This window comes from Thermasporomyces composti (assembly GCF_003386795.1).
Classification (GTDB): domain Bacteria; phylum Actinomycetota; class Actinomycetes; order Propionibacteriales; family Actinopolymorphaceae; genus Thermasporomyces; species Thermasporomyces composti.
The window spans coordinates 2,152,628-2,167,439 of record NZ_QTUC01000001.1; the positions used below are offsets into that span (position 1 = coordinate 2,152,628).

General features: G+C 69.3%; 15 protein-coding genes. 6 read left to right on the forward strand and 9 right to left on the reverse strand.

Translation table 11 applies throughout. The features are described 5' to 3' along the window. Window positions 1-101: 101 nt before the first annotated feature. Window positions 102-701, reverse strand: a complete 600-nt coding sequence (locus DFJ64_RS09320; RefSeq protein ID WP_115850114.1) for a TetR/AcrR family transcriptional regulator — start codon at window positions 699-701, stop codon at window positions 102-104. A gap of 96 nt (window positions 702-797) precedes the next feature. Between DFJ64_RS09320 and DFJ64_RS09325 the strand changes: the two genes are divergently transcribed. Next, a complete protein-coding gene (locus DFJ64_RS09325; RefSeq protein ID WP_245941032.1) occupies window positions 798-2,234 on the forward strand; it encodes an MDR family MFS transporter in 1,437 nt (478 codons plus the stop codon). A 226-nt stretch (window positions 2,235-2,460) separates the two neighbouring features. Here the strand turns inward: DFJ64_RS09325 and DFJ64_RS09330 are convergent, their stop codons facing one another. From DFJ64_RS09330 to rpmH, 8 genes are all read right to left on the reverse strand, one after another. Continuing rightward, on the reverse strand, window positions 2,461-3,321 hold the full coding sequence (locus DFJ64_RS09330; RefSeq protein ID WP_425452182.1) for a ParB/RepB/Spo0J family partition protein: 861 nt from the start codon (window positions 3,319-3,321) through the stop codon (window positions 2,461-2,463). 180 nt (window positions 3,322-3,501) lie between these two features. Then, entirely contained in the window at window positions 3,502-4,407 is a 906-nt protein-coding gene (locus DFJ64_RS09335; protein WP_115850116.1) for a ParA family protein, read from the reverse strand. A 422-nt stretch (window positions 4,408-4,829) separates the two neighbouring features. Then, entirely contained in the window at window positions 4,830-5,489 is a 660-nt protein-coding gene (rsmG, locus tag DFJ64_RS09340; RefSeq protein ID WP_115850117.1) for a 16S rRNA (guanine(527)-N(7))-methyltransferase RsmG, read from the reverse strand. A gap of 43 nt (window positions 5,490-5,532) precedes the next feature. Continuing rightward, entirely contained in the window at window positions 5,533-6,003 is a 471-nt protein-coding gene (locus DFJ64_RS09345; RefSeq protein WP_245941287.1) for a Jag family protein, read from the reverse strand. A 173-nt stretch (window positions 6,004-6,176) separates the two neighbouring features. Beyond that, window positions 6,177-7,139: a membrane protein insertase YidC gene (gene yidC / locus DFJ64_RS09350; protein ID WP_115850119.1), complete on the reverse strand. Its 963-nt coding sequence runs from the start codon at window positions 7,137-7,139 to the stop codon at window positions 6,177-6,179. 3 nt (window positions 7,140-7,142) lie between these two features. After that, window positions 7,143-7,403 carry a membrane protein insertion efficiency factor YidD gene (gene yidD, locus DFJ64_RS09355; protein WP_115850120.1) on the reverse strand — a complete coding sequence of 87 codons (261 nt, stop codon included), beginning with the start codon at window positions 7,401-7,403 and terminating at the stop codon, window positions 7,143-7,145. Next, window positions 7,400-7,771 carry a ribonuclease P protein component gene (gene rnpA, locus DFJ64_RS09360; RefSeq protein WP_115850121.1) on the reverse strand — a complete coding sequence of 124 codons (372 nt, stop codon included), beginning with the start codon at window positions 7,769-7,771 and terminating at the stop codon, window positions 7,400-7,402. The genes yidD and rnpA overlap by 4 nt, the downstream gene beginning before the upstream one ends. A gap of 39 nt (window positions 7,772-7,810) precedes the next feature. Beyond that, window positions 7,811-7,945, reverse strand: a complete 135-nt coding sequence (gene rpmH, locus DFJ64_RS09365; RefSeq protein ID WP_245941033.1) for a 50S ribosomal protein L34 — start codon at window positions 7,943-7,945, stop codon at window positions 7,811-7,813. Window positions 7,946-8,542: 597 nt separating this feature from the next. Here rpmH and dnaA point away from each other — a divergent pair. The 5 genes from dnaA (at window position 8,543) to DFJ64_RS20100 (ending at window position 14,763) form a co-directional block, all read left to right on the forward strand. After that, entirely contained in the window at window positions 8,543-10,027 is a 1,485-nt protein-coding gene (gene dnaA / locus DFJ64_RS09370) for a chromosomal replication initiator protein DnaA (protein WP_115850123.1), read from the forward strand. Between the two features lie 516 nt (window positions 10,028-10,543). After that, a complete protein-coding gene (dnaN, locus tag DFJ64_RS09375) occupies window positions 10,544-11,689 on the forward strand; it encodes a DNA polymerase III subunit beta (RefSeq protein ID WP_115850124.1) in 1,146 nt (381 codons plus the stop codon). A 186-nt stretch (window positions 11,690-11,875) separates the two neighbouring features. Further along, a complete protein-coding gene (gnd, locus tag DFJ64_RS09380) occupies window positions 11,876-12,781 on the forward strand; it encodes a phosphogluconate dehydrogenase (NAD(+)-dependent, decarboxylating) (protein WP_115850125.1) in 906 nt (301 codons plus the stop codon). Window positions 12,782-12,923: 142 nt separating this feature from the next. Further along, window positions 12,924-14,036: a DNA replication/repair protein RecF gene (recF, locus tag DFJ64_RS09385; protein ID WP_115850126.1), complete on the forward strand. Its 1,113-nt coding sequence runs from the start codon at window positions 12,924-12,926 to the stop codon at window positions 14,034-14,036. Continuing rightward, the gene (locus tag DFJ64_RS20100) at window positions 14,026-14,763 is read left to right on the forward strand and encodes a DciA family protein (RefSeq protein ID WP_115850127.1); all 738 of its coding nucleotides are present in this window, start codon (window positions 14,026-14,028) and stop codon (window positions 14,761-14,763) included. The genes recF and DFJ64_RS20100 overlap by 11 nt, the downstream gene beginning before the upstream one ends. Window positions 14,764-14,812 lie beyond the last annotated feature (49 nt).

A 14,812-nucleotide genomic window follows, 5' to 3' on the forward strand; every position in this document is an offset into this window, starting at 1 on the left:
GGCGCGGTCTCGCCACGTGGACCGCGCGGCGCTTCGTCAACGGCCGGCACGAGTGCCTGGCGTTCCTGACGGCCGTTCGGAAACACGCACTGCCCGAATCGTCACCGCGCCCTGCGGCGGACCAAGGGCAGGAAGATGTCGTCGACGATCTCCTCGATGACCTTCTCGGTGACGGGCCGCCCGGTCATGAGGATCTCGTGGCGGACGAGGTCGATGGGCAGCGTGGTCAGCCGCGGGGTGAGGCGCTCTGGATCGACCTCTCCGCGGGCGGCGGCGCGCTCGAGGATTCGCTCCATGGAGGTGGGTCCCTCGCGCTCCGCCAGGAGCCGGTCCCGCAGGTCGGCCATCGTGGAGCGGGTCTCCGCGAAGAAGTCGCTCATCTGCATGCTCATGAGGACCGCCAGCTCGGCGCGCCGCTCCGAGAGCCACCGCAGCAGGGCCACGACGTCGTCGCGGAGGGAGCCGGTGTCGGGCAGGACGAACGGGTTCTTCCGGCCGTAGTGGGCGATGGCGGCTATCGCCAGCTCCGCCCGACTCGCCCAGCGTCGGTAGACGACCGAGCGGCTGGTCTTGGCGCGCGCGGCCACCCCCTCGAACGTGAACCCGGCGTAGCCGACGCTGACCAGCTCGTCCCACGCGGCGTCGAGCAGCGCCTCCTCGAGCTGGGCCCCGCGGCGCCTGGTTGCGGTCCTCTCCTGCACGACCTCTCCTCAAGATACATCAACGTATCTTATTGACGGTGTGGCGCCGAGCAGGTTAGATACACATGTGTATCTAACGATGCTCTGGAGGTCACCGTGAGCACTGTGCAGCTGCCCGCCTCCCGGGAAGGCCTCGACCCGGGCTTCGTGCGGCTCTCCCTCGTCATGCTGACCGGCGCCCTCGCCGTCGTCTTCGACACGACGATCGTCAACATCGCACTCGAGACCCTGGGTCAGCAACTGCACGTACCGGTCTCCACCGTGCAGTGGGTCACCACCGGGTACGTGCTCGCCCTCGGCATGGCGGTGCCCACGACGAACTGGCTGACCAGCCGTTTCGGCGGGAAGAAGGTCTGGTTGTTCGCGTTGACGCTGTTCCTCGCCGGATCCGTCGGCGCGGGCCTCGCGGCGGACGCACCCAGCCTCATCGCCTTCCGTGTGGTGCAGGGTGTGGGCGGCGGTCTCATGCTGCCCGTCATGCAGACGACCCTGGTCCAGGCGACCAACGGTCGGTCGCTCGGCCGCGCCATGGCGATCATCGGGCTTCCTGTCGTCCTGGGTCCGGTGCTCGGCCCGGTCGTCGGTGGTCTGCTCGTCCAGCACCTCACGTGGCGCTGGATCTTCTGGGTCAACGTGCCGTTCTGTGTGGCCGGGCTAGCAATGGCCTGGCGCTTCATGCCCTCAGGGGAACGGAACCACACCGCACCGCTCGACTGGATCGGCCTGGCCCTGGTCTGTCCCGGCATCGCGGCGATCGTCCTCGGGTTCTCCCGAGCCGGCGCGGGCGGCTTCGGCCACGCCGACGCGCTCCTGCCCCTCGTCGTGGGCGTCACGCTCGTCGCCGCCTTCGCCGTCTGGGCTCTCACGAGGGACGGCGAGCCGCTCATCGACCTCCGGCTGCTTCGGCACTCCTCGTTCAGCGCGGCGAACGCGCTGCTGTTCCTGTCGGGCTTCGTCCTCTACGGCGCGATGCTGCTGATTCCCCTCTACTACCAGCAGGTGACCGGTCGGGACCCGCTCACGGCCGGCCTCCTGCTCGTCCCGCAGGGCATCGGTCTGATGCTGAGCCGCGGACTGGCCGGTGCGCTCACCGACCGGCTGGGCGCACGCCCGGTCGCCGCCGCGGGTCTGGCGATCACGCTGGTGGGGACGTTGCCGTTCGCGTGGGTCGGGTCGGATACCGCGACGTGGTGGCTCGTCGCCGCGCTCGTCGTCCGCGGCATCGGCCTCGGCGCGGTGACGATTCCCGTCATGACGAGCGCGTACGAAGGACTCGCCGCCGACCAGGTGCCGCACGCCAGCGTGATCACGAGGATGACGCAGCAGATCGGCGGCTCGTTCGGCACCGCCGTGCTGGCCGTAGTCCTCGACAGCGCCCTCGCCCGTCACCCTGGCGGACCCGCGGAGGCCGCGGCGGCGTTCGGCCACACCTTCTGGTGGTCCATCGCCTTCACCGTGCTCGCCCTGGCCGTGTCGGCGTGGCTGCCCTCCCGGATCGCCCGGCCGACGGAACTCCGACCGGCCAGTCCATGAGGCTTTGGCGCTTGGCGATGGCTACGACCCAGACTCGTAGCGATCACCGGAACTCCCCGGCTAGGCGTCGACAGCCACGCGCCCACCCCGGCGAATCGACCGGTCGTGGATCGTGCAGGGAGACGTCGGAGTGGACACCGTGGGGATCGCCGGCCCTCAGGACGACGGTGAGAGGACTCGGTTTCACGTGAAACAGTGAGCCTGCTCAGCTGGGGCGGCACCCGCGTCAGACGTCGGGTGTGCCCGAGCTGGCACGTGGGCGGGGATCCATGAGCGCCACGATGCGCTCGAGGTCCTCCAGCGAGGCGAACTCGATGGTGATCTTGCCCTTGTTCCGCCCGAGATCGACCTTGACGCGAGTGTCGAACCGGTCGGTGAGCTGGCTCTCCAGGTCAGCCAGTCGCGGTGCGACGGGCTTGGGAGTCCGTGCCTTGGGCTTGCGGCGACTCGCCTTGCCGCCGTCGAGGGCGATGATCTCCTCCAACGCCCGCACCGACAGCCCTTCGGCCACCACCCGATGGGCGAGCGCCTCCTGCGTCTCCTCATCCTCGACGGCGAGCAGTGCCCGCGCGTGTCCGGCCGACAGCACCCCCGCCGCCACTCGACGCTGGACCGACGGCGGCAGTTTGAGAAGTCGAAGGGTGTTGGTGATCTGCGGACGGGAGCGTCCGATCCGCTGCGCGAGCTCGTCGTGGGTGCATCCGAAGTCCTCGAGGAGTTGCGCGTAAGCCGCCGCCTCCTCGAGCGGGTTCAGTTGGACGCGGTGGAGGTTCTCCAAGAGCGCGTCCCGGAGCATGTCGTCGTCGCTGGTCTCCCGGATGATTGCCGGGATGACGGAGAGCTGGGCCTGCTGGGCCGCACGCCAGCGGCGCTCGCCCATGACCAGCTCGTACCGATCGGGGCCGACGCGCCGCACCACGATGGGCTGGAGCAGCCCGATCTGCTTGATGGAGTAGACGAGCTCCGCCATCGCTTCCTCGTCGAACACCTGCCGCGGCTGACGAGGGTTCGGCGTGATGGCGTCGATGGGGATCTCGGCGAAGTGGGCTCCGGCGACGGCCGGTGGAGTGGACGACGATTCATCCACAGGGTTGTCCACAGGCGTGGATGTCCACCCGTCCGGCGGAGTGGAAGCGGGACGCGACGCCGGCGGGATGAGTGCGCCCAGACCTCGCCCGAGGCCCCGTCGAACGGTCATCTCAGCTCTCCTTGGTCGAACCCGATCGCGATCGTCGAGCCTAGCGTCTCAACGTCCGCCACACGCGGATCATCCCGCCTGCCCGTACACTCGCCCGTTCCCCTGGGCGGCAGCATGGCGATCGCTCGAACCAGCGAGATCGGATGGCGCCTGGACCGCCGGGTCACGGAGCGCGATCTCCCGCGCCGCCTCCAAGTAGGACAGCGCACCGGGCGAGCCGGGATCCCAGGTCATGACCGTCTGACCGAAGCTCGGCGCCTCGGAGATCCGGACCGAGCGCGGGATGGCACTGCGGAGCACGGTGTGACCCAGGCTCTCTCGCGCGTTCTCCGCCACCTGAGCGGAGAGCCGCGTCCGCGCGTCGTACATCGTGAGGAGGACGGTCGTGACCTCGAGCGCGGGATTGATCTCCCGAATGAGGTTGACGATCCGGAACAGTGTCTCCACCCCCTCCAGGGCGTAGTACTCGCACTGGATGGGGATCAGCACCTCGCGGCCGGCGACGAGGGCGTTCATGGTGAGCAGCCCGAGGGAGGGGGGACAGTCGATGAAGACGTAGTCGATCCGCCGCCCGGCCTGTTCCTCCTCGGCGAGGTACACGTCGAGCGCGCGCTTCAGCCGCGCCTCCCGGGCGACGACACTCGCCAGCTCCAGCTCCGCACCGGACAGGTCGATGGTCGCCGGCACGCCGAAGAGGGTGGGGAAGCGCGCGACCGGGTGGACGAAGTCCCGGAGCGGCTGGCCATCGACGATGACGTCGTAGACGTTCGGGAGGCCTTCCGTGTGCTCCATCCCGAGCGCCGTGGAGGCGTTGCCCTGCGGATCAAGGTCGATCACGAGCACGCGCGCACCGGAACCCGCGAGGGCGGCAGCCAGGTTGACCGCCGTCGTCGTCTTGCCTACGCCCCCCTTTTGGTTCGCGACAACGAAGATGCGCGTGCGCTGGGGACGAGGCAGCGTCGGCGTGAACACCATGGGGCGATCCGAGTCGAGCTCCGCTCCGACGCCGGCCTGAGGACCAGCAGAGTCGCCGGACGCATCCGCGGCGGACGCCGACGCCGAGGCGGCGGGTATGTCGCCCTGACCTCCGCAGCCCGATGTTTCACGTGAAACCGAGTCGCTGTCGCCCTCCTCGGAGCTCTGGCGACCCTCACCCTGTCCCGCTTCCAGCCGATCCTCGGGCCACCCAAGACCTGTTGGCCGACCGGGGTGGGCGCGCGCGTGCTCCGCCGCGGCCCTCGACCTCACAGGGTCGTCGACCGGCCAGCCAAGACCACGTGTCACGCGAACCTCCGACACTCTCACCCTCCCCTTATCAGCCCCACGCTGGTCTTCCGTCCTCATCTGTGGACTTGACTGCTCTCACACGTGTTCCGACTCGTTCTCCCGCGGTGACGTCACCGCGACGTCTTCGCCCCACCTCGCCGGGAGGCTCGACCGTCGCGGCCCCGGATCATGCGTACCACGGTGGTGGGTGGCGCGACGAGCCCTGAGCCGAACTTCTCGATCGACCACCGCTCCACACCTCGTCGGGGCAAGTCGGCCTCCACCGCGTGGAGCTCCTCTGCCGCTCGCTCACCCTTGACGGCCAAGAGTGACCCACCAGGACGACACAGACCAAGCGCGACACGGGTCAACCGGTCGAGCGGCGCGACCGCTCGCGCGGTGACGACGTCGTACACGCCGTCATGCTCCTCAGCACGAGCACGAAGCACAGTGGTGTTCCTCAGCCCGAGGTCGCGGGTGACCTCAGACAGGAAGGTCACGCGTCGAAGCAACGGCTCGAGAAGCGTGACGTGGAGGTCGGGACGTGCGATGGCGAGGACGACGCCCGGGAGACCCGCACCCGATCCGACGTCACACACCGAGGCGCCGTCCGGGATGGCCTCGGTCAGGACCGCACAGTTGAGAAGGTGCCGATCCCAGAGACGGTCCACTTCACGCGGACCGAGCAGGCCTCGCTCGACCCCGGGGCCGACGAGAAGCTCCGCGTACCGCAGCAGGAGGGGTAGCCGGCTACCAAAGAGCAGGCCGGCTGCTTCTGGAGCAGCCGGCACACGTCTCCGTTCCGGTGTTTCACGTGAAACACCGGACGCGCGATCACGCCGGGTAGATGACGACCCTGCGTTCGGGCTCCTCGCCCTCCGATTCACTCGTCAGTCCCTTCGCGGCCACCGTGTCATGGACGATCTTCCGCTCGAACGGCGTCATCGGCTCCAGGCGAACCGGCTTGCCGGTCTCCTTGACCTCAGCCACGAACTTCTCCGCGAGAGCCACGAGCTCCCTGCGACGCTTCGCCCGGTACCCGCCGATGTCGAGCATGAGCCGGCTCCGCTCACCGGTCTCTCGGAAGACCGCGAGCCTCGTGAGCTCCTGGAGCGCCCCCAGGACCTCACCGTTCTTCCCCACGAGGTGGCTCAGCTCGCCGCCGACGATCGCGACCATGGCGCGGTCACCCTCGACGTCCAGGTCGATGTCACCGTCGACGTCCACGATGTCGAGCAGCTCTTCCAAGTAGTCCGCCGCGATGTCGCCCTCGCGCTCGAGACGCTCGAGCAGCTCGGGAGGGATGTCGTCGTCAGGCCGGTCAGCGGGGGTACCGGCGCCGGTGTCGCCACGACCGGCGGTCCCGTCGTTGTCTTCCGCGACGTTCGAGGTGGCGTGCTTGCTCACAACCCCACTCCTTCATCTTCGCGCGCCTTCGTCAGCGCACCACGGGCTATGAGAGGGCGAGACGCCCGTCCTCAACGACCCTTTCGTTTGCTCCGCGGCAGTCGCTGAGGCTGTACCCGCTTGACGGGTTTCGGAGCCGCGCCAGTCTTGGACGTGCCACCGTCGACCGCCGGACCCGAGCCGTTCTGCGCCCCGCCTGGGACAGCCGCGAGACCCTTGCGAGCGGCCTTGCGGTTCTTGCGCCGCTGGTACGCCTCGTAGGCGGGCGTGCCAGGAGCCGGGTTCCGCCGGATCACCCAGAACTGCTGACCCATGGTCCAGACGTTGGACGTGAACCAGTAGATCAGCACACCGACGGGGAAGCTGACGCCACCAACGGCGAACGCCAACGGGAAGACGTACAGGATGATCTTCTGCTGTTGAGCGAACGGCCCCGTCAGCGCCTCGGGCGGCATGTTCTTGCGCATCAGCTGCCGCTGAGTCGTGAACGTCGTCACCGTCATCAACACGATGAGGACGACCGTCACGACCTGGACATTCAGTGTCTGCGCGCCGATGAACCGGTCGGAGATCTGCGCGCCGAAGATCGTCGCGTGCCGCAGCGATTCGACGAGCTCCTCGTTCAGGCCACGGCCCCGGACCACGCCGTTCGCGGCGCCGTCGAGCACCCGGAACAGCGCGATGAAGATCGGTGACTGCAGCAGGATGGGCATGCAGGAGGAGAACGGGTTCGTCCCGGTCTCCCGGTAGAGCTTCATGAGCTCCTGGCCCATCCGCTCCCGGTCGTGGCCGTACTTCTTCTGCAGCTCCTTGATCTTCGGCTGCAGGAGGGCCATGTTCCGGCTGGCCCGGATCTGCCGGACGAAAAGGGGGATCAGCAGGGTCCGGATGACGACGACCAAACCGACGATGGACAGGACCCACGTCCAGCCGGAGTCAGGGCCGAGGAGAGGTGCGAAGAGCGCGTGGAACGCCCGCATGATGAACGACACGATGTCGTAGAGCGGCGAAAGAATTGCGTCATACCACGACACGCTTTACGCACCTCGGGATTCGCTTGGCGCGCCCATGCCAGCGCGCGTTGGGGACGGAGGAACTGGGTCGTATCCACCAGGAGTCCACGGATGGCACCGAGCCAACCGTCGGACCGCCAGCCAGCTGCCGCGTAGCGCACCGTGCTTCTCGACCGCCTCGAGCGCGTACGCCGAGCACGATGGATGGTACCGGCAGACCTGACCGTAGAGCGGGCTCACGAAAAGCCGGTACGCCTTGAGCAGCAGGACGAGAACCGTCTTCACGACGACCTCCCCACCTGGAGGTGGCGCGGCCGCGCGGTCGCCTGCTCGAGCGCCGCGTCGAGGTCTCGCGCGAGGTCGGCACTGGACACCTTCGACGCCGACGGTAACGCGCGCACGACAAGGAGGCTCCCGGGTGGGAGGACCGCCAGGCGCTCACGCATGAGGTGCCTGAGCCGTCGCCGGACGGTGTTCCGAACCACAGCGGAACCAACCGCGCGACTCACGACGAAACCGACCAATGGAGGGTCGTCGCGCCCCTCGACGAGGACGAGGTGGACGACGAGGGTCGGACGCGCGACGCGGCGGCCGCGACGGATCGCCGTCGCGAAGTCGGCTGAACGCCGCATCCGATGACGAGCCGGCAGCACGACATCGTCTCGGTGACGACCGCGAGGAGCTCGCCGTCGTCAGACGGCGAGGCGCCGGCGTCCCTTGCGCCGACGCGCCGCGAGGATGGCGCGGCCGGCTCGGGTGCGCATCCGGATGCGGAAGCCGTGGGTCTTGTGACGCCGACGGTTGTTCGGCTGGAACGTGCGCTTCACAGGAGTCTCCCGATCGATGTGGAACGCTCGCGGATACCGGACTATCGGCGACACCATGCACCCGCGGCACAGCGACACGCGAAGGGTGCTGCGTCGCAGCTATCCGTGGGCATACAGCGATCGCCGAGAGTACGGCACCGTGACCGACCCACGGTACGAGGGGGTCGGTCACCGGGTCAAACCGAGGTGGCTCGTCCGTCTCGCCCACCGCTCAGCGTCGACGCGCCGCTGCGTCGCGCGCACGGTCCGTCGCGCCGGACCCTCCCGCGATGCCCTCCCGCGGTCTGGGTGAGATCGGTCTCCGCAATTCTGGCGCACACACGCCGTGCCACGGGGGAAGAAAGAGTCTGTGCGAGCCCCACCGCGAGGTTCGCCCGTTCGTCCCCCATTAGTGTCATCCACAGTTACTATGCACAGCCTGTGGACGGATCTGTGGATCTCTCCGGCGGACCGTTCGACCGGGGCACTCTGGAACAGAGCGGTCCTCGGGGGCGAAGGGTGAGCCGGAGGGCCCGTCGTCCAGCCCGACCCGATGCCGCCAACGCGGTCGTCACGGGTGGGAGTCCTGGGGGAGCCTGAGGGAGAGGGAGTCGGACAGTGGTCGCGGAACCTGATGCGTTGACGGTCACCTGGCGGCAGGTCCGCGAGAACCTCGATCAGGAGCTGCCGGCGACCCACCGGGTCTGGCTCGCCCAGAGCCGCCCGGTCACCCTCCACGGCAACACCGCCATCGTCGCCGTCCGCGACGACTTCACGCGGACGCAGCTCGAGACCCGGCTGCGGCCTCGCTTGGAAGAGGCGCTGTCCGAAGCGCTCGGCGAGCCGATCCGTCTCGCCGTCACCGTCGAACCAACACTGTCCCTCGACGAGGAGCACGACCCAGCCTCGGCCAGTGGACTGCCCTCGTCGAGCAGCGCTCCGCCCGAGTCGGAGCCGCCCACCGACGACGGTGAGGTGCCGCGGTCCGCTCCACCCGCTGGCCGCACCGACGCGTTCACGTTGTCGTCGACGCCGCCGGGTCAGCCGGTTCGCGCGGACAACGAGCCGCCGCGGCTGAACCCCAAGTACATGTTCGACACGTTCGTCATCGGGTCATCCAACCGCTTCGCGCACGCCGCCGCCGTCGCCGTCTCCGAAGCGCCGGGCAAGGCCTACAACCCGCTGCTCATCTACGGGGACTCGGGCCTGGGCAAGACGCACCTGCTGCACGCGATCGGCCACTACGTGCGCAACCTCTTCGCCAACGCGCGGGTCCGGTACGTCTCGAGCGAGGAGTTCACGAACGACTTCATCAACTCGATCCGGGACGACAAGGCGGCGACGTTCCAGCGTCGCTACCGGGACGTCGACGTCCTCCTCGTCGACGACATCCAGTTCCTCGAGAACAAGGAACGCACGCAAGAGGAGTTCTTCCACACCTTCAACGCCCTCCACAACGCCAACAAGCAGATCGTCATCTCCTCCGACCGGCCTCCGAAGCGGCTCGAGACGTTGGAGGACCGGCTGCGCAACCGGTTCGAGTGGGGGCTCATCACCGACATCCAGCCGCCCGACCTCGAGACCCGGATCGCGATCCTGCGCAAGAAGGCCGCCCAGGAGCGGCTCTCCGCGCCACCTGAGGTCCTGGAGTTCATCGCGAGCAAGATCCAGACCAACATCCGGGAGCTCGAGGGCGCCCTCATCCGGGTCACGGCCTTCGCCAGCCTCAATCGCCAGCCGGTCGACCTCGCGCTCGCCGAGATCGTCCTCAAGGACCTCATCCCGACCGGCGGCGAGCCCGAGATCACCGCGAGCCAGATCATGGCGCAGACCGCGGCGTACTTCGGCCTGTCGATGGAGGACCTCTGTGGCTCCAGCCGCAGCCGGGTCCTCGTCACCGCCCGGCAGATCGCGATGTACCTGTGCCGTGAGCTGACCGACCTGTCCCTGCCCAAGATCGGGCAGCAGTTCGGGGGTCGTGACCACACCACGGTCATGCACGCCGACCGCAAGATCCGCCAGCTCATGGCGGAGCGCCGCAGCGTCTACAACCAGGTCACTGAGCTGACGAACCGGATCAAGCAGCAGGCCCGGTCGTCCTGACCCGCCGCCGACCGCCGTCATCCACAGCGATCGTCCACAGGCGATCGGGTCACGCGCAGACAACCGGCGGTCCACGAGGGCTCGCCGTGCTCCTGTTGATCTTCATCCACAGGCTTTCCCCACCCGTGGATATCCGCGTGTCCGAACCGGACACGCATACCCAGGGCCTGCGCACAACCTGGGGACAACCCTGTGGATCAACCCGACGAAGTCGTGGGAACCGCTGTGGATGGTTGGGGACGAACGCTCGGCGTCCACGGGCCTCCACAAGTCGTCCCCGTTCGATCCACAGCCTGAGTGGGCAACGATCGACGCGCTCACCTGGGCGAACGCGAGTTCTCCACAGTTTCCACTGTCCCTATGAAGAGACCGAGTCTCCCTAACGAGAAAGACAAGACCTCCACAATCCACAAGCCGACCCGCCTCCACCCGAACCCGCCATGGCGGTGTACCGTCGACCTTCCCTGGCGGTCTCTTCCGTCTGCCGCCCGCCCTATCTCAAGGAGGCGATGAGCGGTGAAGTTCCGCGTCGACCGTGACGTTCTCGCTGACACCGTGGCGTGGGTGGCGCGCAGCCTCCCCAACCGGCCGTCGCTCCCGGTGCTGGCCGGGATGCTCATCGAGGCCCGTGACGGTGAGATCGTGTTCTCGGGCTTCGACTACGAGACCTCGGCGCGCGTCTCCGTCCCGGCCGAGGTCGCCGTCGAAGGAACGGCGCTGGTGTCGGGGCGGTTGCTCGCCGACATCAGCCGGAGCCTGCCGGCTCAGCCGGTCGACATCACCGCCGAGGGCGGCAAGGTGGTCGTGACCTGTCGGAGCGCTCGCTTCACCGTGCAGACGCTGCCGACCGAGGACTACCCCGAGCTCCCCGAGATGCCCACCGCGTCGGGCACGGTCAAGGCGGACGTCTTCGCTCACGCCGTCGGCCAGGTGGCGGTCGCGGCGGGCCGCGACGACATGCTCCCGGTCCTCACCGGCGTGCGCATCGAGATCGAGGGGTCCTCCGTCACGCTCGCCGCCACCGACCGCTACCGGCTCGCGGTCCGGGAGTTCACCTGGACGCCCGAGCGTCCGGACATGTCGGCCACCGCCCTGGTGCCGGCTCGCGTGCTCGCGGACACCGCCAAAGCGTTCGCCTCGGGCTCGGAGATCACGATCGCCCTCGCCAACCCCGGTTCGGGCACGGGCGAGGGCTTGATCGGCTTCGCCGGCTCCACCGGCGCGGTGATGCGGCGGACGACCACGCGCCTGTTGGAAGGGGAGTTCCCGAAGTACCGCACGCTGTTCCCGGCGGAGCAGCAGACCATCGCTCGCGTCGAGACCGGGCCGTTCGTCGAGTCGCTGAAGCGAGTGGCGCTCGTGGCCGAGCGGAACACCCCGATCCGCCTCACCTTGGACGACGGCATCGCCACCCTCGAGGCCGGCAGCAGCGACGAGGCGCAGGCGTCGGAGTCGATCGAGGCGTCGATCGAGGGCGAACCCTTGACGATCGGCTTCAACCCTCACTACCTGCTCGACGGGCTGAGCGCCATCGACGCGCCGATGGCGCAGTTCGCGTTCACCCAGCCCACCCGCCCGGCTGTGCTGACGGGTGTGTCCGAGTCCTCCGAGCCTGAGTCCGACTATCGATACCTGCTCATGCCGGTTCGGCTGCAACACTGAACGAGCGGCCTGGGAGGGGCCGGGAGAGCCGACGTCACCTGAGGGGATGCGTCACCAGGGGACCTTGGACGCGGCGTGGGCGCCCGTCCTGGTGCCTCACAGACGGGGCGGCCGGCATCGGCCCGGCCGTGGCGCCCCTCCTGGGGCCCGTACCCAGCCGGCCGGAGCAGAGAGGGGACGTCTGCCATGGAGATCGGGCTCGTCGGTCTGGGCAAGATGGGCGCCAATATGCGGGAGCGGTTGCGCGCCAAGGGGCACACCGTCGTGGGCTACGACAGGAATCCCGCCGTGTCGGACGTGTCGAGCCTGTCCGAGATGGTCTCGGCGCTCCCACGCCCCCGGGCCGTCTGGGTGATGGTGCCGGCCGGGGAGCCGACGAGGTCGGTGATCACCGACCTCGCCGAGCTCCTCGACGAGGGCGACGTGGTGGTGGACGGCGGCAACTCCCGCTGGACCGACGACCAGTACCACGCCGAGCTGCTCGGGCGTCGAGGTGTGGGCTTCGTCGACTGCGGCGTGTCCGGTGGGGTCTGGGGCAGAACCCAGGGATACGCGCTCATGTGCGGCGGAGACCCGGCCCACGTCGACCAGGTCCGACCGGTGATGGACGCTCTCAAGCCGGAGGGCGGGTTGGGCTTCGTGCACGCGGGTAAGGTCGGCGCCGGACACTTCGCGAAGATGGTCCACAACGGCATCGAGTACGGCCTCATGCAGGCGTACGCCGAGGGCTACGAGCTCCTGCAGACCACCAAGATCGTCGACAACGTCGCCGACGTGTTCCGCTCCTGGCGGGAAGGCACCGTCATCCGCTCCTGGTTGCTCGACCTGCTCGTGGAGGCGATGGAGTCGGGCGAGCTGGACAGGATCCGCGGCTACGCCGAGGACTCCGGGGAGGGGCGCTGGACCGTCGAGGCCGCCATCGAGCACGCTGTCCCGCTCCCGGTCATCTCGGCGGCGCTCTTCGCCCGCTTCACCTCCCGGCAACCGGACTCCCCCGCCATGAAGGCCGTGGCGGCGATGCGGAAGCAGTTCGGCGGGCACGCCGTCCTGCCGAGCTCCAGCGCGGTCCGCCCAGACACCGACGCGCCCTAGGCGGCCTCGCATCGACCCGCAGAAGTCACAGCCACAACTCCACGGGCCACAGCCACGTCGCGGCCGACCCCTGAACACCGACCCCCGAATACCGACCCCCGAATACCGACCCCCGAATACCGACACTGAAACGATCGCCACCGTGTACGTCTCGCGCCTGTCCCTCACGGACTTCCGCAACTACCCGAGCGCCGAGGTCTCCCTGGAACCCGGCGTCTCGATCTTCGTCGGGCTCAACGGGCAGGGCAAGACGAACCTGGTGGAGGCGGTGGCCTACCTCGCCACCCTGAGCTCGCACCGGGTTGCCAGCGACGCTCCCTTGATCCGGTCCGGCGCCGAGTACGCGATCGTTCGGGGCGAGGTGGTCCGCCAGGGGCGCCGCGCCCTCATCGAGATCCAGATCATTCCGGGCCGCTCCAACCGCGCCCGGCTGAACCGTGCGCCGGTCTCCAGGCCCCGCGACGTCGCGGGCATTCTCCGGACCGTGGTGTTCGCGCCGGAGGACTTGGCGCTCGTCAAAGGTGACCCGGACACCCGTCGGCGCTTCCTCGACGACCTGCTGGTGGCCCGGGCGCCTCGCCTCGCGGGCGTCCGACAGGACTACGACCGCGTCCTCAAACAGCGCAACACCCTGCTCAAGACAGCTCAGCAGGCCTCGTCGGGGGCGCTGCGCACGCTCGACGTGTGGGACGTCCACCTCGCTCGCCTCGGCGGGGAGCTGCTGGCCGCACGCCTGGCCACGGTCGAGGTGCTGCGTCCGCTGGTCGCGAAGGCGTACGCGCAGGTCTCGCCTGGGCACCACGACGCCCGGATCGACTACCGCAGCGGCACCGACTTGGGCGACGCCACCTCGGCAGAGGACCTCGCCGCGAGGCTCGCCGCCGCGCTCGCCGATCGACGGGACGAGGAGGTGCGGCGTGGTGTGTCCCTGGTCGGCCCGCATCGGGACGACCTCCTCCTGAGTCTCGGGGAGTTCCCGGCGAAGGGCTACGCCAGCCATGGCGAGAGCTGGTCGATGGCGCTGGCCCTGCGGCTGGCGGCGTACGACCTGCTGTGTGAGGACGGCGGGGAGCCGGTGCTCATCCTCGACGACGTGTTCGCCGAGCTCGACGCCGGACGGCGGAGCCGACTGGCGGCGCTGGTGGCGCACGCTGAGCAGGTTCTGGTGACGGCTGCCGTACCCGAGGACATCCCCGCGGAGTTGAACGGTGTGCGGTACGAGGTCGCCGGAGGGGAGGTGCGTCGTGTCGACTGAGCCGCCCGCACGATCGTCGTCCTCCCGGTCGCCGTCGTCCTCCCGGTCGCCGTCTCCTCCACCACCGGCTCCGTCATCGTCGCCTCCCCGCTCACCCTCGTCGGGTCCAGCCTCGTCGGGTCCAGCCTCGTCGGGTCCAGCCTCGTCGGGTCCGGTCTCGTCGGGTCCGGCGTCGTCAGGAACTGCCGCGGGGGCGGACCTGTCGTGGGACCCCGCTGGCCTCGACCTGGCTCGCGCGGTCGCGGCGTCGCTGAGCGCGGCCGGACGGCCGAGCCGTCCACGGGGCCGCGCCGGCACCGGTGCCCGGTCGAGAGGGACGACGGGCCGCTCGGGCGCCGAGGCCACCCTGTCCGGCGCCGCGCCTGACGACCGTGATCCTCAGCACCTCGACGCGGCGATCGAGCGGCTCGTCCACGAGCGGGGCTGGGTGACCGAGGTCGCGGTCGCCGGCGCGATCGCGCGGTGGGACGTCATCGTCGGCCCGGAGGTCGCCGCGCACTGCCGGGCGGTGCGCTTCGCCGACGGGGAGCTGACCGTCCAGGCCGATTCCACGGCGTGGGCGACCCAGGTGCGGCTGCTCGCGCCGAGCCTGGTTCGGCGTCTGAACGAGGAGCTCGGGGATGGAACGGTGCGCCGGGTGACCGTGGTCGGCCCGTCGGCGCCGAGGTGGCGCGGGCGCTCCCGCCGCACCCGCGACAGTCGGGGGCCTCGAGACACCTACGGGTGACGGCGCCGACCTCGCGCCCCAGGGTGGGAGCGAGTCGTCGAGGCGGTAC

Coding starts and splice junctions, on each gene's coding strand:
- DFJ64_RS09335 (WP_115850116.1), bottom strand. CDS start 4,407: ATGGTGTTCACGCCGACGCTGCCTCGTCCCCAGCGCACGCGCATCTTC.
- gnd (WP_115850125.1), top strand. CDS start 11,876: ATGGAGATCGGGCTCGTCGGTCTGGGCAAGATGGGCGCCAATATGCGG.